The organism is Faecalibacterium sp. AF28-13AC (genome assembly GCF_003478405.1).
Lineage (GTDB): Bacteria > Bacillota > Clostridia > Oscillospirales > Ruminococcaceae > Faecalibacterium > Faecalibacterium prausnitzii_E.
The window spans coordinates 12,488-37,781 of the sequence record NZ_QUFG01000016.1; the positions used below are offsets into that span (position 1 = coordinate 12,488).

General features: G+C 59.2%; 24 protein-coding genes. 13 read left to right on the top strand and 11 right to left on the bottom strand.

The features are described 5' to 3' along the window. Window positions 1-26: 26 nt before the first annotated feature. Both ychF and DWY95_RS15820 read left to right on the top strand, forming a co-directional pair. Window positions 27-1,160 (top strand): redox-regulated ATPase YchF, encoded by a 1,134-nt coding sequence (ychF, locus tag DWY95_RS15815; RefSeq protein WP_118554232.1) that lies wholly within the window; start codon window positions 27-29, stop codon window positions 1,158-1,160. A gap of 53 nt (window positions 1,161-1,213) precedes the next feature. Beyond that, complete coding sequence (locus tag DWY95_RS15820; protein ID WP_097793017.1) at window positions 1,214-1,897, top strand: 5'-methylthioadenosine/adenosylhomocysteine nucleosidase; 684 nt, start codon at window positions 1,214-1,216, stop codon at window positions 1,895-1,897. 16 nt (window positions 1,898-1,913) lie between these two features. On the opposite strand, the gene DWY95_RS15825 is transcribed toward DWY95_RS15820, so the two are convergent. The 3 genes from DWY95_RS15825 to malQ all read right to left on the bottom strand — a co-directional run bounded on the left by DWY95_RS15825 (window position 1,914) and on the right by malQ (window position 4,948). Next, the gene (locus tag DWY95_RS15825; RefSeq protein ID WP_097793018.1) at window positions 1,914-2,354 is read right to left on the bottom strand and encodes a hypothetical protein; all 441 of its coding nucleotides are present in this window, start codon (window positions 2,352-2,354) and stop codon (window positions 1,914-1,916) included. A 62-nt stretch (window positions 2,355-2,416) separates the two neighbouring features. Next, window positions 2,417-3,211: a diguanylate cyclase gene (locus DWY95_RS15830; RefSeq protein WP_118554233.1), complete on the bottom strand. Its 795-nt coding sequence runs from the start codon at window positions 3,209-3,211 to the stop codon at window positions 2,417-2,419. A gap of 195 nt (window positions 3,212-3,406) precedes the next feature. Then, a complete protein-coding gene (gene malQ, locus DWY95_RS15835) occupies window positions 3,407-4,948 on the bottom strand; it encodes a 4-alpha-glucanotransferase (RefSeq protein WP_118554234.1) in 1,542 nt (513 codons plus the stop codon). Window positions 4,949-5,147: 199 nt separating this feature from the next. On the opposite strand from malQ, the gene DWY95_RS15840 reads away from it, so the two are divergent. The 4 genes from DWY95_RS15840 to DWY95_RS15855 are packed head-to-tail and all read left to right on the top strand — an operon-like array spanning window position 5,148 to window position 8,334. Beyond that, window positions 5,148-6,335 carry an alanyl-tRNA editing protein gene (locus DWY95_RS15840; RefSeq protein ID WP_118554235.1) on the top strand — a complete coding sequence of 396 codons (1,188 nt, stop codon included), beginning with the start codon at window positions 5,148-5,150 and terminating at the stop codon, window positions 6,333-6,335. Then, window positions 6,332-7,102 carry a tRNA (guanosine(46)-N7)-methyltransferase TrmB gene (trmB, locus tag DWY95_RS15845; protein ID WP_118554236.1) on the top strand — a complete coding sequence of 257 codons (771 nt, stop codon included), beginning with the start codon at window positions 6,332-6,334 and terminating at the stop codon, window positions 7,100-7,102. Before DWY95_RS15840 ends, trmB begins: the two co-directional genes overlap by 4 nt. Next, entirely contained in the window at window positions 7,095-7,274 is a 180-nt protein-coding gene (locus tag DWY95_RS15850) for a DUF6472 family protein (RefSeq protein WP_097793023.1), read from the top strand. Before trmB ends, DWY95_RS15850 begins: the two co-directional genes overlap by 8 nt. Before the next feature lie 13 nt (window positions 7,275-7,287). Continuing rightward, window positions 7,288-8,334, top strand: coding sequence for a putative ABC transporter permease (locus DWY95_RS15855; RefSeq protein WP_118554237.1), 1,047 nt, complete (start codon window positions 7,288-7,290; stop codon window positions 8,332-8,334). Window positions 8,335-8,390: 56 nt separating this feature from the next. Here the strand turns inward: DWY95_RS15855 and DWY95_RS15860 are convergent, their stop codons facing one another. Then, on the bottom strand, window positions 8,391-9,311 hold the full coding sequence (locus DWY95_RS15860) for a sugar phosphate nucleotidyltransferase (RefSeq protein WP_118554238.1): 921 nt from the start codon (window positions 9,309-9,311) through the stop codon (window positions 8,391-8,393). A gap of 166 nt (window positions 9,312-9,477) precedes the next feature. On the opposite strand from DWY95_RS15860, the gene DWY95_RS15865 reads away from it, so the two are divergent. The 7 genes from DWY95_RS15865 to thrS all read left to right on the top strand — a co-directional run bounded on the left by DWY95_RS15865 (window position 9,478) and on the right by thrS (window position 18,157). Next, complete coding sequence (locus tag DWY95_RS15865; RefSeq protein ID WP_097793026.1) at window positions 9,478-10,470, top strand: aldo/keto reductase; 993 nt, start codon at window positions 9,478-9,480, stop codon at window positions 10,468-10,470. 15 nt (window positions 10,471-10,485) lie between these two features. Further along, window positions 10,486-11,265 (top strand): SDR family oxidoreductase, encoded by a 780-nt coding sequence (locus tag DWY95_RS15870; RefSeq protein ID WP_118554239.1) that lies wholly within the window; start codon window positions 10,486-10,488, stop codon window positions 11,263-11,265. A 106-nt stretch (window positions 11,266-11,371) separates the two neighbouring features. Further along, on the top strand, window positions 11,372-12,007 hold the full coding sequence (locus DWY95_RS15875) for an RpiB/LacA/LacB family sugar-phosphate isomerase (RefSeq protein ID WP_118554240.1): 636 nt from the start codon (window positions 11,372-11,374) through the stop codon (window positions 12,005-12,007). 21 nt (window positions 12,008-12,028) lie between these two features. Beyond that, window positions 12,029-12,397, top strand: a complete 369-nt coding sequence (locus tag DWY95_RS15880; RefSeq protein ID WP_097793029.1) for a DUF1622 domain-containing protein — start codon at window positions 12,029-12,031, stop codon at window positions 12,395-12,397. A 334-nt stretch (window positions 12,398-12,731) separates the two neighbouring features. Further along, window positions 12,732-14,474, top strand: a complete 1,743-nt coding sequence (locus DWY95_RS15885; protein ID WP_118554241.1) for an ammonium transporter — start codon at window positions 12,732-12,734, stop codon at window positions 14,472-14,474. 254 nt (window positions 14,475-14,728) lie between these two features. Further along, window positions 14,729-16,006: a chloride channel protein gene (locus DWY95_RS15890; RefSeq protein ID WP_118554242.1), complete on the top strand. Its 1,278-nt coding sequence runs from the start codon at window positions 14,729-14,731 to the stop codon at window positions 16,004-16,006. Between the two features lie 360 nt (window positions 16,007-16,366). Continuing rightward, complete coding sequence (gene thrS, locus DWY95_RS15895; RefSeq protein WP_118554243.1) at window positions 16,367-18,157, top strand: threonine--tRNA ligase; 1,791 nt, start codon at window positions 16,367-16,369, stop codon at window positions 18,155-18,157. 74 nt (window positions 18,158-18,231) lie between these two features. Here thrS and DWY95_RS15900 read toward each other — a convergent pair whose 3' ends face one another. The 7 genes from DWY95_RS15900 to mobQ form a co-directional block, all read right to left on the bottom strand. After that, on the bottom strand, window positions 18,232-18,612 hold the full coding sequence (locus tag DWY95_RS15900; protein ID WP_118554244.1) for a hypothetical protein: 381 nt from the start codon (window positions 18,610-18,612) through the stop codon (window positions 18,232-18,234). A gap of 86 nt (window positions 18,613-18,698) precedes the next feature. Then, window positions 18,699-19,574: an XRE family transcriptional regulator gene (locus DWY95_RS15905; protein ID WP_118554245.1), complete on the bottom strand. Its 876-nt coding sequence runs from the start codon at window positions 19,572-19,574 to the stop codon at window positions 18,699-18,701. A 46-nt stretch (window positions 19,575-19,620) separates the two neighbouring features. After that, on the bottom strand, window positions 19,621-21,243 hold the full coding sequence (locus DWY95_RS15910; protein WP_071431012.1) for a recombinase family protein: 1,623 nt from the start codon (window positions 21,241-21,243) through the stop codon (window positions 19,621-19,623). Between the two features lie 107 nt (window positions 21,244-21,350). Beyond that, complete coding sequence (locus tag DWY95_RS15915) at window positions 21,351-21,536, bottom strand: hypothetical protein (protein ID WP_004849804.1); 186 nt, start codon at window positions 21,534-21,536, stop codon at window positions 21,351-21,353. A 270-nt stretch (window positions 21,537-21,806) separates the two neighbouring features. Then, window positions 21,807-23,147, bottom strand: coding sequence for a virulence-associated E family protein (locus DWY95_RS15920; protein WP_117491720.1), 1,341 nt, complete (start codon window positions 23,145-23,147; stop codon window positions 21,807-21,809). Next, the gene (locus DWY95_RS15925; RefSeq protein ID WP_014079457.1) at window positions 23,032-23,772 is read right to left on the bottom strand and encodes a CHC2 zinc finger domain-containing protein; all 741 of its coding nucleotides are present in this window, start codon (window positions 23,770-23,772) and stop codon (window positions 23,032-23,034) included. Before DWY95_RS15925 ends, DWY95_RS15920 begins: the two co-directional genes overlap by 116 nt. Before the next feature lie 47 nt (window positions 23,773-23,819). Further along, on the bottom strand, window positions 23,820-25,292 hold the full coding sequence (mobQ, locus tag DWY95_RS15930) for a MobQ family relaxase (protein ID WP_187116994.1): 1,473 nt from the start codon (window positions 25,290-25,292) through the stop codon (window positions 23,820-23,822). Window positions 25,293-25,294 lie beyond the last annotated feature (2 nt).

The following is a 25,294-nucleotide window of genomic DNA, read 5'->3' on the forward strand; positions in this document are numbered from 1 at the left end:
ACATCATAAAAGGAGAAATCACAACTATGAAATTAGGTATCGTTGGCCTGCCCAACGTCGGCAAGTCCACTCTGTTCAACGCCATCACCTCCACCAAGAATGCGGAGGCGGCGAACTATCCGTTCTGCACCATCGAACCCAACAGCGGCATCGTGGCCGTGCCCGACAAGCGGCTGGACAAGCTGGCTGAGATCTGGCAGACCAACAAGAAGACCCCCGCCATCGTCGAGTTCGTGGACATCGCCGGTCTGGTCAAGGGTGCCAGCCAGGGTGCCGGTCTGGGCAACAAGTTCCTGGGCCACATCCGCGAGTGCGACGCCATCGTGCATGTCGTCCGCTGCTTTGACGACGACAACATCATCCATGTCGTCGAGGATGTGACCAAGGCCGAGGCCGTGGACCCCATCGCCGACATCGATGCCATTGACTACGAGCTGATCCTGTCCGACCTGGAAGTCGTCCAGAACCGTGCCGGCCGGATGGCCAAGGCCGCCAAAAGCGGCAACAACAAGGGCGCTGCCGCCGAGGCCGCATGGCTGCAGCAGCTGGCCGACCACCTGAGCGCCGGTAAGCCTGCCCGCAGCTTCGACTTTGACGAGGGCGATGCCGAGCAGCAGACTGTCCTGCACGAGATGGGCCTGCTGAGCGCAAAGCCCGTCCTGTACGCCTGCAACGTAGGCGAGGACGACCTGATGGAGGGCATCGAGAACAACCAGTATGTCCCGCTGGTGGCCGCCCGCGCTAAGGAAGAGGGTGCCCGCTACATCCCCATCTGTGCCAAGACCGAAGAGGACATCGCCGATTACTCGCCCGAAGAGAAGAAGGCCTTCCTGGCCGAGATGGGCATCGAGGCCAGCGGCCTGGACAACCTCATCACGGCCAGCTACGACCTGCTGGGCCTCATCTCCTTCCTGACCGACGGCAAGAAGGAGTGCCGCGCCTGGACCATCCGCAAGGGCACCAAGGCCCCGCAGGCAGCCGGTAAGATCCACAGCGACTTCGAGCGCGGCTTCATCCGCGCCAGCGTCATCGGCTACGGCGATCTCGAAGCCAACAACTTCGACTATGCCGCCGTCAAGGCCAAGGGCCTGCAGCGCACCGAGGGCAAGGAATACGTCGTCAAGGACGGCGATGTCATCGAGTTCCTGTTCAACGTCTGATTGCAGACGCGTTTCCCGACCCCACCGATTTGAAAAGAGAACGAGGTTTCCAAATGATTATTGGCATAATGGGCGCAATGCCCGATGAAGTCGAGCAGCTCTGTGCAAAGCTGGAAAACGTCACCGTAGAGCCTTACGGCGGCGTCGAATACCACAAGGGCACACTGGCGGGCAAGGAGGTCGTGGTCTGCTGCGCCGGGATGGGCAAGGCCAACGCTGCCGCCACCACCCAGGTGCTCATCACCAAATTCGGTGCCGAGAAGATCATCTTCTCCGGCATCGCCGGCAACATGACCAGCAAGATCGGCATCGGCGATGTCGTCATCGGCAAGACCGTGCTCTACCACGACGCCCAGCTGGACATGATCTGCCAGAACCCGCCGTTCCTCAAGGAGTATACCGGCGACCCGGCCCTCATCGCCGCCGCCGAAGCCGCCTGCAAGGCCGCAGGCGTCAAGGCGCTGACCGGCAGGATCGCCACCGGCGACCTCTTCGTCGGTGACAGCGAGACCAAGGCCGCCATCGAGGCCAAGTGCGCCCCCGACTGCGTGGAGATGGAAGGTGCCGCCGTCAGCCAGATCGCTGCCAAGAACGGAGTGCCCTGCGTCATCCTGCGGGCCATGAGCGACAACGCCGACGAGGACGGCCACGAAGTTCTGGTCGTCAAAAAGTTCAGCATTGCCGCATATGTTGCCACCGCGACCCAGATCGTGGCCGCGATGGTGGAAGCGCTCTGAGCAGAGCGCCTTCCCTTTACAGAAAGCGTTCCAGCCGGATGCGGTTGTCCTCCTCAAAATCCTGCACTTTCTGCATCAGGCGCTTGGAGCCGGGCGCAGCATCGGGATAGTCCTTCTGGGACTTGATGCAGTCCATCACGCCCTGGCTGCTGCCCTCGGAGAGCATCTCGGCCAGATTCCGGGTGGATTTGTCGGTCAGGGTCTTCATCCCGATGCCCATTCTGGTGTTGAGCTTTGCCATGGCGCTCTGGCCCTGGGCGGTTCCGCCGCAGGCCTCGATGGCGGTGTGGGCCTCCTGGTTCAGTTCGCGGTAGATGTTCCGTTCCCGCAGCAGTTCTGCCTTGAACTGCACGTCGTCCGTCATCGGCACGATCTGTTCCAGCGTGTTTTTGCCCATTTCCGTGTTCTGCACCACGGCTTCCAGCAGGCTGAGGTTGTCGTTTTTCAGATGTTCCATAACAAAAAATCCCCCTTCTGGCTCTTAGGATGTCCAGAAGGGGGATCTTTTATCCAGTGATCTTATCCGGCGCAGACCTGGCTGCCGCCAGCTTCCTGCGCGGCCTTGAGCCGTGCTGCACAGAGCTCGTACAGTGCGTCCCAGTTCTTGCCCCGCACCTCGCAGGTGCAGGCGCAGCCGATGGACTGGGTGAACGGCACCCGGCGCATCAGGCCCACCGAAGCCACATAGGCACGGGGCATCTCCGCGTAGATGCTCCGCAGCTCCTCGGCCAGTTCATCGCAGGTCTTGTCCGCACAGCCGATGGCGAACAGTGTATCGGTCAGACGGCAGACCACCCGCTCGTCCGGGCGGTCGTAGTGCTTCTTCCACTGGTTCGCCACAAAGCAGACCAGCTGATCCATAACGGCATCGCCCTGCTCCGCCTGCATCTGCTCGACGCGGTCCAGCTCCACCAGCGCCAGCGAGGCGCAGCGGTGGGCGTCGGTCCAGTCATCCAGGCGGGTGCAGAACTCGGTCTCAAAATAGCGGCGGTTGAACACACCCGACAAAAAGTCGTGGTTCATGTCGTCGCGGCACAGCTCCCGCTCACGCGGGGACATCCGGTCCTCCGGCAGGTCGCTGCCCGCCAGCGGCGCGGTCATCTGCAGTTTCCATATCTTGCCGTCCGCAACGATCTGGCGGCGCAGTACGCAGTCTACCTGCCCATTGCGCAGCTCATAGTCCACCATCAGGCCGTCATCCTGCCAGCTGCGGGCTGCTTCTTCGTCCGCTTCGGTCAGGGTCACGTCCTCAAAGGCGGCCTGTGCGCTGCGCACAAATTCGCGCAGGTCCTGCTCAGTCCATTCTTTCTTCATGCGTTTTTCCCCATCGTTGTGGTGCCGGATTCTCCCTCCCGGCACACCTTGCCACGAAAAACACTTTGAAAATGTTTCTCAGATTACAAAGATTATACCACTTCTGCGGAAGACTTGCCAGCAAAACGCACAAATTTCAGCCAATTTTTTTGCAAATCCGTCAATCTGCTAAAGCTCTCCCGGTTTTTCAGGTTTTTATGCACGGCAGACCGCCTCGCACTCGCCCAGGATCTTTTCGGCCAGCTTCTTTGTGCCAAAGCCCTCGGCAGCGCGCCAGGTCCAGTTGCCGCCCAGACGGCCGGGCGTGTTCAGGTGGCCTTCCTCGCCCAGGCCCAGCCAGTCGGCCATGGGAATGATGGCGCGTGCGGAGGCCGAACCCAGCGCTGCGCGCAGCAGGGCCACGCGGGCCGCATCGGTCTTGACGGCGGCGACCTCTTTGGCCGTGGGGTGGCAGGGGGTCAGATGCAGGTAGGCACAGGCCATGGCCTTTTCCTTCTCAGCCGCCCCGGTCTCCCACCAGGCGGTCAGGGTCGTGTTGTCGTGGGTGCCGGGGTAGACCACGCTGTTCCGGACGTGGTTGTGGGGCAGATACTCATTGTCCCCGCCGCCGAAGGCAAACTGCAGCACCTTCATGCCGGGGAAGCCGCTCTCTGCCAGCAGCTCGCGGACGCTGTCCACGATGTCGCCCAGGTCCTCGGCGATGATGGGCAGTTTGCCCAGCGCGTTTTCCAGCGCGTGGAACAGCTCCATCCGGGGGCCGATCTCCCACTTGCCGCCCTTGGCGGTCGTGCTGCCCGCCGGAATAGCCCAGTAGGTATCGAAGCCGCGGAAGTGGTCGATGCGGAGCAGGTCGTAGATGCCCAGTGCATGGCGGACCCGCTCGATCCACCAGGCATAGCCGGTCTCACGGTGATACGGCCAGTTGTACAACGGGTTGCCCCAGAGTTGGCCGTCGGCGGAGAAATAATCCGGCGGGCAGCCGGCCACGCGGGCAAAGCTGCCGTCCGCCGCCAGTTCGAACAGCGGACCGCCCACCCAGGCGTCCACCGAGTCGGCCGAGACATAAATGGGGATGTCGCCCAGGATCTGGATGCCCTTGGCGTTGGCATAGGCTTTCAGCTTCTTCCACTGGATGGCAAACTCATACTGCAAAAACTTCCAGAAGCCGATCTCTTCCTCGTGCTCCGCGCGGAACGCGGCCAGTGCATGGCCGTCCCGCATCCGGTACGCGCGGGGCCACTCGGTCCAGCTCTTCATCTGGTTGGCGGTCTTCAGGGCCATGTACAGTGCATAGTCCTCCAGCCAGCTCTCGTTTTCCAGCGTGAAGGCATAGTAGGCATCCGGGTAGTAGTGGGCACAGCCGTGCAGCCCTTCGCACTGCCTGCGCCAGGCCGCGTATGCCGCGCGCAGGATCTTGTAGCGGCTGGTGTACAGGGTGCCGTAGTCCACCTGAAGCGGGTCTTCGCCCCAGGATTCCGCCTTGAGCTGGGCGGCGGTCAGCAGGCCCTCCGCCTTGAGGGCGTCGAGGTCGATGAAGTACGGGTTGCCCGCAAAGGCCGAGCAGCTCTGATAGGGGCTGTCCCCATAACCGGTGGGGCTCAGCGGCAGGATCTGCCAGATCTTCTGGCCCGCTGCGGCCAGAAAATCCACAAACGTTTCCGCTTCCGTTCCGAAGCAGCCAATTCCATAGGGGCCGGGCAGGCTGGACACCGGCATTAAAATTCCACTTTCACGCATGATGTACCTTCCTCATTTCGTTCGGATTTCGGTTATTTCCTATCATAACATAACCGCAGACTATTTTCCACAGGCAAAAATCGTGGTATACTAAAATCTATGGAATAAACCTCTCAGTCGGGCTTGCGCCCGACAGCTCCTCTATCAGGGGAGGTGGCATCGCGTCAGCGATGACGGAGAGGTTTTTTAGGAGGACACCATGCAATCCACTCAAAAATATTACGAGGCCGATGCCTACCGCACCGAGGCGGCAGGGCGCATCCTCGCGGCCGAGCCGGACGGCAGCGGCGGCGGAAAGATCGCGCTGGACGGCACGGTCTTTTACCCCGAAGGCGGCGGTCAGCCTGCCGACCGGGGCACCCTGACCCTTCCTGACGGCACAGTGCTGCACGTCACCGACGTCCACGAGCAGGGCGGCGTCATCTGGCACACCATAGATGATCTGCCCGAAATCGCCGCCCCCGGCACCGCAGTGCAGGAGGCCCTTGACTGGGCCTGGCGGTTCGACAAGATGCAGCAGCACACCGGTGAGCACATCCTCTCCGGCATCCTGCACCAGATGTTCGGGGCCGAGAATGTCGGGTTCCACATCGGCACCGACGCGGTGCGGATGGACACCAGCGTCCCCATCTCCGCCGAGGGTCTGCGGGAGGCTGAGCTTGCCGCCAACCGCATCGTCTGGCAGAATGTGCCGGTGTGTATCACCTACCCCACCCGCGAGGAGCTGGCCGCGCTGACCTACCGCAGCAAGAAAGAGATCGAAGGCCAGGTGCGCATCGTGAGTATCCCCGGTGCCGATGTCTGCGCCTGCTGCGGCACCCACACCGCCGCCACCGGCGCGGTGGGCCAGATCAAGATTCTGGCCGCTGAGAACTACAAGGGCGGCGTCCGGCTGAGCATCGTCTGCGGCGAGCGGGCCCTGCTGGCTGCACAGGCCATGCGCCAGCGTCAGGCCGAGATCGGTGCCCTGCTCAGCGCCAAGCCCAGCGAGACGGCCCACGCCGTCCACCGCGTCTTCGACGAGTACACGGCCCTGAAATTTGCCCATTTCGGGCTTTGCAGCCAGCTCTTTGAGGCGCTGGCCGCACAGACCGCCCCCGGCGAAGACGCCATCCGCATCGTGCCGGGGCTTGACCCGGACGGCCTGCACCGGCTGGCCGTCAAGCTCAGCGCGGCCACCACCGGCCTGTGCGCGGCCCTGACGGCCAACGAAAAGGGCACCGGCTACTGTCTGGCCAGAGCCGACGGCGACGTCCGCTCCCTGACCAAAGCCCTCAATGCCGCCCTGAACGGCCGCGGCGGCGGCAAGCCCGGCATCTGCCAGGGCAGCTGCGCCGCAGCACCCGAACAAGTTGAACGATTTTTGAAGGAGAACCACATATTATGAGAATGCGCTTCAAACCCTACGCCCACGATGAGCTGATGGCCGCCGATTTCCACGTCCACGAGCCCCTGATCTGGGGCGGCCGGTGGCACGCACAGTATGCCCGCCCGGAGCAGCCTTTTGTGCTGGAACTGGGCTGCGGCAAGGGCGGCTTTATCTCCCAGCTGGCCAGCGCCCACCCGGAGAACAACTACCTCGGCATCGACATCACCGACAAAGTCCTCATTCTGGCCAAGCGGAAGATCGAGGCCGCCTATCAGGAGGCGGGCCGCCCCATCGACAACGTCAAGATCATGAGCACCGACATCGAGCGCATCAAGGGCGTCCTCACGCCGGAGGATACCGTGAGCCGTATCTACATCAACTTCTGCAACCCGTGGAGCAAGAATGCCTCCTCCAACAAGCACCGCCTCACCTATCCCCGCCAGCTCATCCAGTACCGCGCCTTCCTCGAAGACGGCGGCGAGATCTATTTCAAGACCGACGACGACGATCTGTTCCGCGACAGCCTGGAATACTTCCCCGCTTCCGGCTACGAGATCACCTGGAAGACCTTCGACCTGCATGAGAACGAGCCGGCATGGAACATCCGCACCGAGCACGAGGGGATGTTCACCGAGATGGGCATCAAGATCAAGGCCCTCATCGCCCGGAAGCTGCCCGGCGACGAGACCGTGACCTGGATCGAGCCGAAGGTGCTCAAAAAGATGGCGGCTGCCGAAGCCGCTGCCGCCGAGGCCGCTGCCCACGGGGAGACCGCCGATGCGTGACCCCTGTGAGCTGTGCGTGAACAATGTCCCGGACGAATACGGCACCTGTTATTGTGCACAGGGTGCCGCACTCGACGAGGACGAGATGGCACGGTATCTCTCCCGCAGCACCCGCGCCTGCCCCTTCTTTGAAGCGGGCGATGAATACAGCATCGTCCGGAAACAGAATTAACGGAGGTGTTCCCTTGCTTTCTTTTTTCGTTGATACCACCGTCTGCGGCTTTTCGCTGTATCAGATCTTCGCTTACTTCCTCATCTACTCCTGCCTCGGCTGGTGTCTGGAGGTCATCTACGCCGCCGTCACGACCGGCAAGCTGATCAACCGCGGCTTTCTGAACGGCCCGGTCTGCCCCATCTACGGCTTCGGCATGGTCATCGTCCTCTTCGCCCTGACGCCCCTGTCGCACAACCTGCTCCTGCTCTACCTCGGCGGCGTCATCCTGCCCAGTGCGCTGGAACTGGTGGGCGGCTGGGCTCTGTACAAGCTCTACCACACCCGCTGGTGGGATTACAGCGACTACCCCTTCAACATCGGCGGCTACATCTGCCTGGAGTTTTCCCTGCTGTGGGGCGTGGGCACCCTCATCGTGATGAAGCTCGTCCACCCCATCATCGCCGATGCAGTGGCCTTCATCCCGCCGCTGGTGGGCCTGATCCTGATGTTCCTGCTCTACGTCCTCTATGCCGCCGACACCATCGCCACCGCCTTTGCTGCGTCCGACCTGGCCCGCGACCTGGATGCGCTGGAAAATGTGGCCGACAGTATGCACGCCGTCAGCGACGCCATGACCGAGCTGCTGGGCACCAACGCCATGGCCATGGACCAGAAGATGGACGAGAGCCGTTTGCAGTTCAAGCTGGCGGCCGCCGAGGCCCGCGACAATGCAGCCAAGCTGAACGCCCGCGAGGCAGTCGCTGCCATGCGCGCCAAGGCCGACGAGGCCATGGAGGCCGCGAAGCGGGCCTCGCAGGACGCAAAGCTCAACGCCAGCGAAGCGGCCAATGCCGTCAAGCTGGCGGCCAAAGGCAGAGCCGAGCGCACGGCCGAACTGTTCCGGCTGGAACAGCTGGCCGAGGAGCTGCAGGCCCGCAGCGAGGAGCTTCGCTCCCGCACCCAGCGCGCCACCCCGCACTTCGGCAAGCGCCGTATGCTCCGCGCCTTCCCCAAGCTGAAGCACGGCGCGCAGAACCGCTCGCTGGACACGCTGCGGGAACAGCTGAAGCGAAAATGAACCAAAAATGGAGCGTTCCCCGCAAAAGGGAGCGCTCCATTTTTTCATGGTCCGATTCAGTTCCAGAGGTCTTCCGGGTACAGGCCGTCCTGCGTCTTCTGCGCGATGGCGGCCACGACGGTGGGCTTGTCCTCGCGGTAGGTCACGCCGAACCACTTGTCGCGGCTGTGCAGGATCTTCACGGTCGCCTTGCCCTCGTCGATGAGTTCGCTGATGACCAGCGGCAGGAAATATTCGCACTTGAGCGGGTTCTGTTCCAGATTCTCAGTCAGCCAGCCCGCAAAACGGCGCTCGGCCTCATCGAGGAAGCTCCGGCCGAAGCCCCACAGGTTCATGCTGACGGGGGCGTCCAGCGGCAGGTCGTGCCAGCTCGCGCCGCCGTCCTCGGTGTAGTGGATGCCGCCCTCGTATTTCTCGATGCGGGTGCGCTCGGTGACGCTGTGCAGGGTGCCGTCCGCGTTCGCGACGCAGACGCCGCGGGCAACGCTGCCGTTCTCGGAGACGGTGTTCTTCAGCAGGTAGCTGACCATGCAGTAGTCGTAGACCGTGCCGTCCGCGTGGGTGGACAGGTAATCGTAGATGACCTGGAACGCCTCCGGGCCGTAGTAGTCATCCGCATTGATGACCGCGAACGGGCCGTCGATGAGGTCTTTTGCCGCCAGGACTGCGTGGCAGGTGCCCCAGGGCTTGACGCGGCCCTCCGGGATGGAGAAGCCTGCGGGCAGCTCATCCAGCTGCTGGAATGCGTATTTCACGTTCATCACTTTGGCCACGCGGTCGCCGATGGCCTTTTTGAAGGCCTCCTCGATCTCGTGCTTGATGACGAAGATCACGGTCTCAAAGCCTGCACGGCGGGCATCGTAGAGGGAATAATCCACGATGACCTGCCCGTTGGGGCCTACCGGGTCGATCTGCTTCATGCCGCCGTAACGGCTGCCCATGCCAGCCGCCATGACCACCAATACCGGTTTGTTCATATTCTGATACCTCCTGCGCTGTGCGCGTTTTTTGCCTTTATTATACTCCAAACGGCAGGCGTCAACAAGTGCCGTTCTGCATCGTGCGGGACCCCCATGGATTCTGCCGCTCCGATGTGTTAAAATAGGGGCAGATCAGATCCCGAATCGGAAAGGAGTTTTGTTCATGTACACTGCATCCTCCGCCCGCTATTCCACCCTGCCTTACCACCGCTGCGGCCAGAGCGGCCTGCTGCTGCCTGCCGTGTCGCTGGGGTTCTGGCACAACTTCGGCGATACCGCCCATTTCGAAACCATGAAGCAGCTCTGTTTCACGGCGTTCGACCACGGCATCACCCACTTTGACCTTGCCAACAACTATGGCCCCGCACCCGGCAGCGCCGAAAAAAACCTGGGCCGCATCCTGAAGGAGAACTTCCGCCCCTACCGCGATGAGCTCATCATCAGCACCAAGGCCGGCTATGAGATGTGGGACGGCCCCTACGGCAACTGGGGCAGCCGGAAGTATCTTCTGGCCAGCCTGGACCAGAGCCTGGAGCGGCTGGGGCTGGACTACGTGGACATTTTCTACCACCACCGCATGGACCCCAACACCCCGCTGGAAGAGACCATGGGTGCGCTGGAACAGGCCGTGCGCAGCGGCAAGGCACTGTATGCAGGCCTGTCGAACTACGACGGCCCCACGCTGGAAAAGGCCTGCGCCATTCTCACCGAGCGGCACGTGCCCTTCGTCCTCAACCAGAACCGCTACTCCATCTTTGACCGCACCATCGAGAAGAACGGCCTGAAGGAGACAGCCAACCGTCTGGGCAAGGGCATCATCGCGTTCAGCCCGCTGGCACAGGGTCTGCTGACCGACCGCTACCTGCACGGCATCCCCGAAGACAGCCGCATCCGCACCGACGGCCGCTTTCTGAAGGAATCCACCCTCACCGAGGAAAAGCTGGAGCAGATCCGCGCCCTGAACGCCATCGCCGCCGCCCGCGGCCAGACGCTGGCCGAAATGGCACTGGCCTGGATCCTGAAGGACGGTCAGGTCACGAGTGTGCTCATCGGCGCATCCCGCCCGGAGCAGATCTTAGACGACCTCAAGGCGCTGGACAACACCGCCTTCACCCCCGACGAGCTGCGCGCCATCGACGCAGCTTCGGGCTTCTGAGAAAGGACAAGTCCTATGAACAAGAAAACAGTCTGGATCACCGGCGCTTCTTCCGGCATCGGGCAGGAGTTCGCCCGCCGGTACGCGCGGCTGGGCTTCCGGCTCATCCTGACGGCCCGCCGGAAAGACCGGCTGGACGCCCTGGCCGAGGAGCTGCAAAACCGCTATCATGTGCCCTGCCGCGTCCTCCCCGCCGACCTGGAACGCGACGTTGACTGCGAGGCCCTGTGCACCGTACTGGCCGCTGAGCGCATCGACCTCTTCATCAACAACGCGGGCTTCGGCACCTGCGGCTGCTTCCTCGACACCGACCCGGAAAAGGAGCTTTCCATGCTGCGGGTCAACGTTCTCGCCATGCACCGGCTGTTCAAGTTCGTGCTCAAGAAGATGGACCGGCAGGGTTCCGGCACCATCCTGAACGTGGCCTCCTCGGCGGGCCTGCTCCCGGCCGGGCCGTTCATGGCGGGTTACTACGCTTCCAAGGCCTATGTGGTCAGCCTGACGCGGGGCGTGGCCGAGGAGCTGCGGGAGCAGCACAGCCCGGTCTACGTCTGCGCGCTCTGCCCCGGCCCGGTGAACACCGAGTTCAACGACCGCGCTGACGTCGTCTTCGCGCTCAAGGGCATCTCGCCGGAGCTCTGCGTGGAAGAAGCCATGCGCGGGATGCTCCGCCGCAAGACCATCATCGTGCCCTCGGCCCTGATGCGGGCCGCCACCACGGCCCAGAAGCTCTTGCCCGCCCCGCTGCTCATGCCCATCCTCGCCCGGCAGCAGAAGCGGAAGCTGGGCCGGTGATTGACTTTTGCCCGCCGACACGATACACTAACGTCAGACACGCACCGCCTTCCGCATATTTTTGGACGGCGGTGGAACATCATGCTATTGCAGGAGGAATTTTTCCATGAAGATCGCACTCATCAACGAAAACAGCCAGGCCGCCAAGAACGGCCTCATCGAAGCAGCGCTGAAGAAGGTCGTGGAGCCCATGGGCCACGAGGTGGTCAACTACGGCATGTATGCCGCCGACGACAAGGCACAGCTGACCTATGTGCAGTGCGGCATCCTGGCCGCCATCCTGCTGAACAGCGGCGCAGCCGACTATGTCATCACCGGCTGCGGCACCGGCGAGGGTGCCATGCTGGCGCTGAACAGCTTCCCCGGCGTCATCTGCGGCCATGTGGAAGACCCCGTGGATGCCTACACCTTTGCCCATGTCAACGATGGCAACGCCGTGGCCATGCCGTTCGCCAAGGGCTTCGGCTGGGGCGGTGAGCTCAACCTCGAATACTGCTTCGAGAAGCTGTTCGGCTTCGGCCACGGCCAGGGCTACCCCAAGGAGCGCGTGGAGCCGGAGCAGCGCAACAAGAAGATCCTGGACGGCGTCCGCGCCGTCACCTTCAAGCCTCTCATCGAGTGCCTGCAGAGCATCGACCAGGACCTGCTGAAGGGTGCCGTGGCCGGTGAGAAGTTCAGCGAGCTCTTCTTTGCTTCCTGCAAGGACGACGCGCTGGCTGCTTACATCAAGACCCTGCTGTAATTTTTGCCAAGGAGACGCACGATGAGCGCTTTGTATCACTTCAACGCAGCCGCTTCGGAGGTCCTGGAGCTGTTTCTGGAATCCGCCGTGCCCATGATCGCCGGGCTGGCGGAGGTCATCGGCCTGTTCATCATCGTCACGAGTCTGGTGCGGGCGACCTACCATTACATCCGCGCCTTCTTCTTCCACGACCGGTATGATTTCCACCACGAGATGAGCAGCGGCCTGACCACCGCGCTGGAATTTTTGATGTCGGCCGAGATCGCCAAGACCTTTCTGCTGCAAAACCTCGAATCCGTGGTGCCGCTGGCGGCCACATTCGCGCTGCGGGCTTTGATGAGCCTGCTGCTGCACGTCGAGATGCGGGGCCAGCATAAGACGGAGGAATGACCCACCCGCCGCCGGGCCGCGGCTTCGTCCAAACTTTTCCGGTCCATTTCCCACCCGGATTGTGAAAAACGTAAAAAATACGGTCTGGCACTTGACACTTTGACCAAAACGCTCTATACTCGTGCCATCGAAAGCAAAGGCGCTGACGGAAGCAATTCCGCCAGCGCTTTTTGTGTTTTCGGCAGAAGTTCGGACTTCTGTGCTTCCGGGGGAAGATCGAGGGCCTCCGGAGGGGAAGATCCGCGCTGCCGCGCAGATAGAGGGGCGCAGCAGCCGGAGTACGCAAGGCCGGTTCTGGTGGCCGGCCGCACAACAAATGGGGAGGTATCCAGTTATGTTCAGTTCCGTAGACACCTGCTGGGTGTTGGTGGCCGCGTTCCTGGTCTACTTCATGCAGGCGGGCTTCGCGCTGTGTGAGGCAGGTTTTACCCGCGCCAAAAACACCGGCAACATCCTCATGAAAAACATGATGGATTTCTGCATCGGCACCCCGTGCTACTGGCTCATCGGCTTCGGGCTGATGTTCGGCGGCACCAGCGCTCTCATCGGCGGGTTCGACCCGTTCATCCAGGGCGATTATTCCCATCTGGGGCTTGACATCCCGCTGTGGGTGTACATCGTGTTCCAGACCGTGTTCTGCGCCACGGCAGCCACCATCGTGTCCGGCTCCATGGCCGAGCGCACCAACTTCAAAGCCTACTGCGTCTACTCCGCCGCCATTTCACTGGTGGTATACCCCATCTGTGGCCACTGGATGTGGGGCGGCGGCTGGCTGCAGAGCATGGGTTTCCATGACTTTGCCGGTTCCGCAGCCGTTCATAACGTCGGCGGCGTCATCGCTCTGCTGGGCGCTGCGATGCTTGGCCCCCGTATCGGCAAGTACGACAAGAACGGCAACCCCCACGCCATCCCCGGCCACAACCTGACTGCCGGTGCGCTGGGCGTCTTCATCCTGTGGTTCTGCTGGTTCGGTTTCAACGGCGGCTCTTCCCTGAGCCTGGCCACCGATGAGGCCATGACCCTGACCGGTCTGGTCTGCTTCAACACCAACCTGGCCGCTGCTGTGGCCACCTGCGTGACCATGATCTTCACCTGGCTGCGGTACGGCAAGCCCGATGTCTCCATGACCCTGAACGGTTCGCTGGCCGGTCTGGTGGCCATCACGGCAGGCTGCGACGCTGTTTCTCCGTTCGGTGCCTTCATCATCGGCTTTGTGGCCGGTCTTCTGGTGGTCCTGAGCGTTGAGTTCTTTGATAAGATCGCCAGGATCGACGATCCCGTCGGCGCAGTCTCCGTCCACTTTGCAAACGGCGTGTGGGGCACCATCGCAGTCGGCCTGTTCTCCAACGGCGGCGACGGCGTGGGCAAGGGCCTGTTCTACGGCGGCGGCCTGAGCCAGCTGGGCATCCAGCTGCTGGGCCTCATCACGGTCGATGTCTATGTCGTCGTCGTGATGTTCCTCATCTTCAAGATCATCGACAAGACCATCGGCCTGCGCGTCCCCGCTGAGGTGGAGATCGACGGCCTGGACATCCACGAGCACGGTCTGGCTTCTGCCTACGCTGGCTTCTCCATCTCCGACGCCAACGCAGCTGCCATGACCCCCAACGAAAACACCGACCTCGGCGAGGACGACCCCGTCAAGGCTTCCGCAACGCAGCTGTCTGCTGCGGTGCCGGTGGTGCGTGAGCCCGCCGTCATCCACGACGGCATCTACGACACCGGGATGCACAAGGTCTCCATCATTGCAAAGCTGTCCAAGTTCGACCAGCTGAAGACCGCTCTGAACGATTTGGGCGTCACCGGCATGACCGTGACCCAGGTGATGGGCTGCGGCATCCAGAAGGGCACCAGCGAGAAATACCGCGGCGTCCCTGTGGATTCCACCCTGCTGCCCAAGATCAAGGTCGAGGTCATCGTGTCCAAGATCTCGGTCGATTCCGTGGTCGAAGCCGCCAAGAAGGCCCTTTACACCGGCCACATCGGCGACGGCAAGATCTTTGTTTACAACGTGACCCGCGTGGTCAAGATCCGCACCGGCGAGGAAGATTTCGCCGCCCTGCAGGATGTGGAGTAAGTTCCACCATCTCTTTTCTCCGCTGTCCCCGCTTTTTGAAAGCGTGTGATAGATAATTGTTCTCCTTTTTCTCCTTTTCCTTTTTTCTGATCCAAACAGCAAAAACGATCCCCGGTTCCTTCCGCACAAGGGAGCCGGGGACCGTTTTCGTCTGCGCCGCTTTTTGGGTTGACAACCCCGCCACGCTGTGTTATGTTGGAGCGGTCTCGAAACACATCATGGACCGGACGTCAACGATACAGGAGTTTTCTTCTATGAACAATTTTGATACGTTCCAGCGCGAAGCCAAAGCCGCCCTCCGGGTGGCGCTGCAATGGTTTTTTCTGGCGATCCCCACGGGCCTGGTCTGCGGGCTGGTGGGCACCCTGTTCCACCTTTCCGTCGAGTGCGTCACCGAGCTGCGGGCCGCACAGCCCTGGCTGCTCTTCCTGCTGCCCGCAGCGGGCCTGCTCATCACCGCACTGTACAAGATCACGAAGTGCGAGGGCGTGGGCACCAACAATGTCATCCGCGCCGTGCAGAGCGGCGAACCGGTCAGCATCCTGCTGGTCCCGGCCATCTTTCTGGGCACCGTGCTCACCCACCTGTGCGGCGGCTCGGCCGGCCGCGAGGGTGCCGCGCTGCAGATGGGCGGCAGCATCGGCTGGAACCTCGGCACCCTGCTGCACCTCAAAGACTATGACCGCCGCACCGCTACCATCAGCGGCATGGCCGCGTTCTTCTCGGCCCTGTTCGGCACCCCGCTGGCCGCGGCCCTCTTTGCCATGACCATCGAGGATGTGGGCCTGACCTTCACCTCGGCTTTTGTCCCGGCCTTCACCTCGGCCCTCATCGCCTACGGCTGCTCGCTGACCTTCGGCATCGCACCCACCCGCTTTGCGCTCACCGCACCGGAACTGACGGTCTGGAACGCTTTCCTCATCATCCTGCTGGGCGTGGCCTGCGCGGCCGTCTCCCGGCTCTTCTGCGGCACGCTCCACTTCATGGAGCACACCATGCCCAAGCGCATCCCGAACCCCTGGGTGCGGGTCCTGGCCGGCAGTGTGCTGGTCATCGGCTTCTCGTATCTCTTCGGCGTGGGGCGCTACAACGGTGCCGGCATGAACATCATCACCGCTGCTGTGGAGCAGGGTCAGGCCCTGCCCTGGGATTTTCTATGCAAGATCTTCCTCACTGCGCTGACCCTCTCCTGCGGGTTCAAGGGCGGCGAGGTCGTGCCCAGCTTCTTTGTGGGTGCCACATTCGGCTGCGCATTCGGCCCGCTGCTGGGCCTGCCCGCCGGGTTCGCGGCCGCCGTAGGCCTCGTGTCCGTCTTCTGCGGTGCCACCAACGCCCTCATCCCCTCCATCCTGCTGGGCTTTGAGCTGTTCGGCGGGGCCGGGCTGGAGCTCATCGCACTGGGCTGCGGCATCTGCTACATGCTCTCCGGCCACCACGGCCTTTACAGCAGCCAGACCTTCGTCACCAACAAGCTGCGCGCGGAGTATATGTCCCATAAGTGGCGTGTACGAGTGAAAAAAGAGGAAGAATGATCTTCCAGCCCTTGATTTTTCCCGAACGTCGTGCTACAATCAGCATAGTTTCATCCTGTTGAAAACGATGATGCGGACAAACCGAAGTCCCGACCCCTGCGTTGCAGAGAAGGTCGCCACTCTGTTCAGAGTGTGCTGCAAGCGGCCCAGCGCACCCGGAGCTTCTACCACCGCAGAGTGCAGAGGCGAACCTCTGCCGGGTGCGCCCGTTACAGCACAGCGAGTGGTGCGGCCTGACCGCACAATTCGGGTGGAACCGTGGAACGCTTCTGGATCTTTCAGGCGCTTCATCCCGTGTATTGCTGCGGGGTGAAGCGCTTTTTATTTTTCATTCTTTTCAGGTTCAAAAGGAGATTCATTATGAAGATCATTTACAAGGACGGCCATGTGGACGAGTGCCCGCAGGACCAGGAACTGCATGTCATCCGCCATACCGCTGCACACGTGATGGCACAGGCCATCAAGCGCCTGTATCCGGAGGCCGACTTCGCCTTCGGCCCCGCCACCGAGAACGGCTTCTACTACGATGTCGATCTGGGCGACACCAAGCTCACCGACGAAGATCTGGCCAGCATTGAAAAAGAGATGCACAAGATCACCAAGGAAAATCTCGCCATCAAGCCCTTCATCCTGCCCCGCGCCGAGGCCGTGAAGCTGATGGAAGAGCGCCACGAAAACTACAAGATCGAGCACATGGCCGACCTGGCCGATGAGACCGAGTTCAGCTTCTTCCAGCAGGGCGAGTACGTGGATATGTGCATCGGACCCCACCTGACCTACACCAAGGCACTGAAGGCCTTCAAGATCACCCAGCAGTCCGGCGCATACTGGAAAAACGACAAAGAGAACAAGATGCTGACCCGCATCAACGGCGTGGCCTTCCGCAACCAGGAAGAGCTGGACGCCTGGGAGAAGGAGCAGCAGGAGGCCCGCGAGCGCGATCACCGCAAGATTGGCAAGGAGATGGGCCTGTTCATGACCGACGACCTGGTGGGCCGCGGCCTGCCCATGTTCCTGCCCGCAGGCTACACCGTCTGGCAGGAGCTGGAGAACTATATCAAGGCCAAGGAGCGCGCACGCGGCTATCTGCATGTCATGACGCCCTGCATCGGTACCGTGAACCTCTACAAGACCTCCGGCCACTGGGACCACTACCGTGAGAACATGTTCCCCGCCATGGAGATGGAGGGTGAGAGCTACGTTCTGCGCCCGATGAACTGCCCCCACCACATGATGATCTACGCAAATCATCCCCACTCCTACCGTGACCTGCCCATGCGCATCGGCGAGATCGCCCACGATTTCCGTTACGAGTCCTCCGGCACCCTGAAGGGCATCGAGCGCGGCCGTCACTTCTGCCAGAACGACGCCCACCTGTTCTGCACTCCGGAGCAGATCAAGAGCGAGGTCGCCGATGTCTGCAACCTGATCTTCGAGACCTACAAGGACTTCAACATCACCGATTACCGCTGTGTCCTGTCCCTGCGTGACCCCGCCGACAAGAAGAAGTACCACGACGACGACGCCATGTGGAACCACGCCGAGAACGCTCTGCGTGAGGTGCTGACCGAGCTGGGCATCCACTTCACCGAGGAGATCGGTGAGGCTGCCTTCTACGGCCCGAAGCTGGACGTCAACGTTAAGCCCGCTGTTGGTGCAGAGTACACCCTCTCCACCTGCCAGCTGGACTTCTGCCTGCCCGCCAAGTTCCACCTGACCTATGTGGACAAGGACGGCACCGAGAAGACCCCCGTCGTGCTGCACCGCGCCATCCTGGGTTCTCTGGACCGCTTCATGGCCTACCTGATCGAGGAGACCAAGGGCAAGTTCCCCACCTGGCTGGCCCCTGTGCAGGTCAAGGTCCTGCCCGTCTCCGAGAAGACTCTCGACTACGCCGAGGCCGTCACCGAGAAGCTGGTCGAGGCCGGTGTCCGCGTGGCACTGGACGACGACAACCAGAAGATCGGCTACAAGATCCGCGCTGCCCAGCAGGTGGACCGTGTGCCGTATATGCTGGTCCTGGGTGCCAAGGAGGCCGAGGCCGGCAACATCTCCGTCCGTGATCGCAAGGGCGAAACCACCACGATGGATCTCGACGCCTTCATCGCCAAGGTGACCGACGAGATCAAGAACCGCACCTATAACAGCTAAACATGCGCTAAAATAGCAGCGAGGCCCTCTTCCCGCACGGGAAGAGGGCCTCGCTGCTTATTCTGTATGGATTTTCAGACCCCACTGCTGCCACGGGAGCTGATACTCATAGGTGGGGTGCCGCTGAACACCGCCTGCCCGTTCACGGTATGCTGCGTCAGACCGACAATATCCAACAGCTGACTTTCGCTGTATTTTGTTGAATAGTTCAGGAGTTTTGTATTCTGGCAGATGTAGTTTCCATTTACCGTTTTCACTGCTCCGGCACGTTCCAGTTTGGCCAAAATTTTTCCCAGCTGTTTGCGGTCCAGCCGGATGCCTTTTTCGGTCAATGCCGCAGAAAGCTGTTGCGCCGACAGCGGCTTTTCCCGCACCAGCAGCGCGAGCGCCAGCTCCGAAGCATTCAGGTGGTACGGGACAAGTCCTTTTTTCAACCAGATACCGTTCTGTGTCATCGTTCTGCCCTCCTTGTGTGGCTTTGGCCTGAGTATACCATACTACCTTTGGATTGCAATGGATGAATTGTGAATTTGTGGGAGCTTTACCGATTTTTCCTGTCTGCCCACGCACGGACGGCAGAGTAGAGGGCGGCGAAGACAAGCCCGGCCACGGCCCAGATGATCCAGCTCTTTTCCCAGTTGTTGTTCCAGAAACTGACAGCGAGGTACACCGCCGTCACAAGGCACCAGTAGGCCCCGGCAAACCAACCGACACGGCGGTTCGTCCACTTTTCGCGGACGGTGTATTCCCCCGTTTGCAGCAGTTTATCAAAGCTGCCCTGGGTCATCCCGGCCCGGATGAACAACTGTACTGCACCGGCCACAATGGCCAGCAGCAGGCCGACTGCGGCAACGACCCAGAAATCTGGTGCTCCCAGCATGGCCGTGCCCAGGATCGGCACCACGGCCAGCACACAGAGCACCACGCCCTGGGTCATGCTGCGGCGGTAGGTGGGCGCATACTCCTGTTTCTGCCGCTCCACGATGCCCTCCACACCATAGGCAAGGGCGATCTGCTCTTTTTCCAGATATTCGAACGCTTCCAGCCGGATGGCGGCGGGCAGGATGAGCAGCAGCCCCAGCGCGACGAAGAGCAGCAGGAAGATGACACCGAGCCCTGCCATCCGCTCTTCGTTGGGTGTACCATCGCTCCATGCGCCCAGAACAAGCAGCGCGATGGGGCTGAGGATGCACAAGCCCACACCCGCCGCCATCTTCCCATGCACGGCCTGCACCGTGCTGAGATATGCGTTTGCCTCGTCAAATGAGACGGTGCGGCAGGGTTCCGTCACCCGCTCTTCCTTCGGCAGCGGGGCCGTGGCATCGGGCTGTTCCAGCTCATCTTTTAATAAGTAGTCGGTGCTCACTTCAAACAGAGCACTCAGCTTCAGAATTTTATCCAAGTCGGGGATGGACATTCCCGTTTCCCTTAATTAAAGATATTGTTGGGTAAAAAAAGAAAGGTCAGTCGATTTTGCCGATGAAGCGGTAGTAGATTTCTACTTCCTGCTCACGGCTTCCATCCTCGCCCTTGACAGCTTCGTGGACGGTTATTTTTTCAATTAGAGTGTTCAGAAGTTCGGCGGTCAGCTCCACAGGGTTGACATACTGTTTCATTAGGGCAATCCACTTTTCAGCATCCGCTGCGGTCTGTACGGCGGCTTCCATCATTTCGTGAAGCTGTCTTATTTTTGTTTCAAGCTCCTTTTGCTCGTTCTGGTACTTCTCGGACAGCATATTGAAGTTATACTCGGTTATGCGTCCGGCAGACCAGTCCTCATACATTTTAGCAAACAGCCCGTCAACCTCGGCTTTACGTTTCTCTGCCTTTTTCAGCTCCGCAGCCTGCTTTTTCTTCGCAGAGTTCCTTTCCCTGTCGCTGACATTGAGCAGCCGTTTCAGCAGCTTGTCCTCATCTTTCTGTGCCAGCATAGACCAGTATTGCAGTCTTGCAAGCACATAGGCATACAGTACATCATAGCGGATATAGTGCATGGAACACTGGCGTAATCCCTGTCCGTTCTTGCTGCAATGGTAGTACCCGTATGGGTTTTTGTTCTGCTTGTTTTCCCCATAGGCTAAAGACCATCCGCAGTCTGCACATTTTATCAATCCTGCGAAAATCTGTGTCGTACCGTTTCTGCGTTTCCTGCGTCTGCTTGCAATCAGCTCTTGAACTTTTTGGAACACTTCTTCGGAAATGATGGCTTCGTGGGTATTTTCCACACGATACCATTCTTCCTGCGGCTTCCGCACCTTTTTCTTGTTCTTGAATGAAATGTTGCTCTGCTTGTTGTGAACGCTGTGACCGATGTAGGTTTCCTCTTTCAAAATGCTCTTGACCTGTGCAATCGTCCACGCATAGGCTTTTTCTGCGGGCGCACCGGCGTAGATATTGGCGAAAGTCCCGTATCTTTCATAGTTCAGCCAGCCGGGGGTAGGTACTTTTTCCTCCACCAGAATCCGTGTAATGCTGGCGGCTCCACGCCCGTGTACAGCAAGGTCAAAAATCTTCTCTACAATCCAGCGTGTTTCCGGGTCGATCAGAAGATGACCTTTTTTGTCCGGGTCTTTTACATAGCCCAGCGGTGCATAGGCTCCATAGTGTGCGCCATTGGCAAATCTTGTGTGCATGGCAGCCTTGACCTTTTTGCTGGTCTGTCGGGCGTGCATTTCATTCAGGATGTTTAAGAACGGTGCAAGCTCGCTTTCTCCGTTGATGGTGTCCACATTGTCATTGATGGCAATGTAGCGTACTCCCTTGCTGGGGAAATAGATTTCCGTGTACTGACCGGTCAGGATATAGTTTCTTCCCAGACGGGATAAGTCCTTTGTGACAACGCAGTTGATTTTCCCGTCTTCGATGTCATCAATCATCCTTTGGAAACTTGGACGCTCGAAATTTGTCCCACTCCATCCGTCGTCAATGTACTCGTCTACAACGGTCAGCCCATGCTCTGCGGCATACTGTCTAAGCATCATGCGCTGGGTCTGGATACTGCCGCTTTCCCCCTGTAATTCATCGTCACGGCTCAATCTCAAATATAGTGCAGTGTTATAAATCGTTGTATTGTATGGTTGTTTCACGGTTAAAAATCCTCCTTCTAAAAGAAACAACCCACGCTTATACAATACTCGCTGGTACAAGTATATCATAAGCGTGGGCTGATTGACAGTCGTTATTCCGTATTTTTTCAGGAAGCGGCGGCAGCGTGCTGGATCACATCTTCCAGCAGGCTGTCAAGCGGCTTCCCATCCTGTGCGAAATGCTCCGATACCTTGATACGGACTTTCCCCATGACAAAATACTGGGTGCCGTCTTTTTCGGTAAGCAGGGTGCCGCTGTTTTTGTTATTGCTCTCGTTTTTGCTTTTTGCCATAGGCAGTTACCTCCATAAATGAAATATGCCCGACAAGGGAATGTCAGACAGGTGTACAGCCGCAGACTGTCTCCGTGTCAACCAAACCGTGTCAACCGGCAGAAAAGACTTTGAAAACAATCCATAGGCGCTCTATTATTACTTTTTACTTTTTCTTTGATTTCTTGGTTGACATGGTTGACAAAGGAGAGAAATGCCCCAAATATCAGGCTTTTCCCCGTCAACCGGCTGTCAACCAAAGCGTCAACCAAACTGTCAACCGGTGGCTTTTCAGAATGGAAGTTCCATTTGCCGGGCTTCTTCTTCCGTGATTTCCTGAAAACCGTCCCCCTCCGGCGGAGCTTGGTTGACACGCTCCCAGCCTTTTTGAGAACCGTATTTCTTATACCGCTTCGGGCTTTTGTAGGCTACCCAGCCCTGTATGATGCCGCCCGCAATGCCGGTATTCATAATCTCGCAGATTGCCCGTGTCTCCCAGTCTGCCGGGGAATTTAAGTTCCCCAGCGCTTCCTCATAAAGCTGCTTGGAACATACCCTGTCGCCGGTGTAGTCCTCCAAATAGGCGTAGATCATGCCGGCCTGTGTGTCTTCCTGCATAAAGTCCTGCTGGTGGGCGTTCAGGTATCGGTTCATTTCCATGCTGAATGACAGCTTATACTTCCCACTGCGATAAACCGTCATGGCTTCCGCCCACATCTGTTCGATATACGCCCTCGCCGCCGCTTCATCGTCCAGTATGTGAACCTCCGCCCGTTCCGGGTACACCGTCACGGGGAGAAAGCGCCGGTTGCCGGTGCGGTCACGGGGCAAAAAGTCCTGCCGGTTGGTCGTCCCTCCAAATACACATTGCCGCAGCCGGTCTGCCGGATGTGTCTCATACGGCACTTTGTAGGTTTCTTTCTGGCGGCTTAAGAATGACTTGATTTCCTCAATACTCTTGGCGTTGGCTGTGGCAATCATCTCCGACATCTCGATAATCCAATGCCCTTGCAGCTTGCGGTACACATTTTCATCGTCCAGCTTTTTCAAATCGTCTGAAAACCATTCGTCCCTGCCTGCCAGCAGCCGGAAAAAGGTAGATTTCCCGGCTCCCTGACCACCAACCAGACAGAGCATGACCTCAAACTTGCTCCCCGGTCTGAATACCCGCCGGATGGCTCCCAACAGGAACAGTTTCAAGGCTTCATAGGTGTATTCGTCCGTATCGGCTCCCAGAAAGTGATGCAGGGCGTAACGGATGCGCTCTGTGCCGTCCCATTGCAGGCTGTTCAGGTAATCCCTGACTGGATGGTAGCGGTTTTCATTGGCAACAATCTTGATGGCGCTCTGCACCTTTTTCTCGCTGGTAAGCCCGTAATTTTCTTCCAGATACAAAAGCAGGTAGTTCATGTCCATGTCGGTCAGCGTGGTACTGGTGCGCTCCCAGCCCAGCGGCTTCACAATGTCAATCTGCTCCGTCAAAAGGTTCAGGCGCAGCGCCCCGCGAAACAGAGGGTCACGCTGGAACACCGTCAGGCAGTTTCGGATGCTGTTCTTCACGCCGCCTTTCTGCGTCCCCTCTAATGTTTCCCGGATTTCTGCCGGTGTCTGCGCCGGTTCCATTGTGTCCATCGTCCTTTTGACCGCTTCCTGCGTTTCCGGCGGCAAGCTCTGAAATTCGCTGTTCAAGCCGCAACACCTCCTTTCCCTGTGCGGCGATCAATGCCGCTTTTTCTTCTATTTCTCCGTATAACAAAATATCCAAAAGGTATTCTGTGTAGCTTATCCTCTGCAACGCTTCCACAAAAAGAGGATGCCAGATGGCATCCTGCGGCTGTGGGGCGTGTGCTGTTTTCCAATGCTCCAGCAGGCGCAGATAATCGCATAGCACCCGGAAACAATACCGTTCCGTTTCCTGAAATCTCTGCTCCGCTGATTTTTGTCGGGGCTGTGACCTGTTGTGACGCTTCCTATCTGGCGGCGCATTGCCGGATTTCTCATAGGAAACGCCGAAGTCCTCCGCAAGCCTGACCGCAGCTTCCCGTTTCCCCAATCCATGCAGCAAAGCGGCAAAGTCGATCACATCCCCGGAAGCCCCGCAGCCGAAGCAGTAAAAGCGGCTGTCCACTTTCATGCTGGGCGTGCGGTCATTGTGGAATGGACAGCAGACCATGCCGTTTCTCCCCACCCGGATTCCATAGAATGAAGCAGCCTGCCGAGTGGTAACAGACTGTTTCACCGCTTCAAATACATTCAAATGCTCCCTCCATAAAAATACTGGTAGCGGTAAAGCTGCCGATTATATCATAGCTCCATCTCATGTTTCTTTCTCTGTACTGCCTGTGGCTGCTCCCTCCGGCGCAGTGCGGTATCTACGGCGTCCTGCACCTGCCGTAGCCGTATGACTTCCTCCCGGAGTGGCTTGTGCTGCGGAGACAGTTCGGCATACTCTGTTTTTAACTGTGCGTATTCCTGTTTCCATGCTTTCAGGGCAATGGGTTTTCCGTCCAGTTTTTCTTTCAAAATACGGCGGGCGGCATAAAACAGCCGTAACTCCGCATCGTGGGATGTTTCAAATTTCTCCCTCTGTTTCTTAAACTTGATATTGTTCAATTCCGTATGAACAGGTTTTAGCCGCTGGTAATTCTCGCCCTCCCGTATCAATTCCTGCAATTCCTTTATCCGGGCAGATTTCTTTTTCATGGAGTCGCTTAACGCTTCAAATTCTTCGTTGACAGAGGAAAGACGCTCCTGCAAATCCTCTAATGTGAGCAGCTTGTTTTCCGTCAGATAATTGACGGCTTCGGCAAACTGCTTTAAGTTTCCGGTTCTGGCTTTATTGCTCCATGCCCCTGCGTTGCGCTGGTTGTAATAAGCGATCAACAGGTCGGCAAGGCTCGGTGTCTGCGGTTTGGAAAGTTCTTCTTTTACCTCTGCCATCCAGACAAACAGGGCTTTGATCTTCTTCCTCACATCCTGCATGAGCCGGTTGGTGGCTTTAATCCAGCGGTTCAGTTCCCCTTTCTCGGTGCGGATGCCCTTTGCTTCCATCTGCCGGACATTAGCTCCCTCGTGGACAGTAGGTATCAGGTCAAGCCCCTGCCGCACATAGGAACGGTGGTCGATACGCACATCCAGCCCTTTTTCCTCAAATTTTGTATTAACGGCAGCCGCCCACTGCTCCCGCCAGTGTTCCAGCGTTTCCGGCTCATGCCAGTCTGTTGTATGGACAGCGTTAAACATATAATCGCCGTTTTTATCCCGGATTCGGTTTCCATCTTCATCAAGAAGATATTCCCGACGCTGTTTTTGTCCCCATGTGCCATCCGGGTTCAAAGGGCGCATGGTTGTCATCACATGAAAATGCGGGTTAGGGATGCCGCCGTCCTCTTTCTCCGGGCTGTGAAAAGCAAGGTCGGCAATCATGCCTTTTGTCACAAACTGCTCCTGTACGAACTTCCTCGCCAGCTCCATGTTTTCTTCCAGCGTCAATTCATTCTGCATGGCAATATCAAAGGAATAGGCAAGCTGTGCTTTTGGATGTTTCTCGCAGTTCTCCACAGCATTCCAGAGGGTCGCCCGGTCAAGATATATTTCCGGCGCATGGGGCGGCAGCATGATTTCCGAAGCGATCACGCCGCCCTTTTTGGTGTAGTCGCTGACTTCTCGATAGTAGCTGCTGTAAAGACGCTCCCCGGCTCGATAGGCTGCGCTGGCAATGGCGCTCTGACCGGCGCTGCGCTTGATCTGTGCGATTGAAAAATGATAAAGTGCTATCC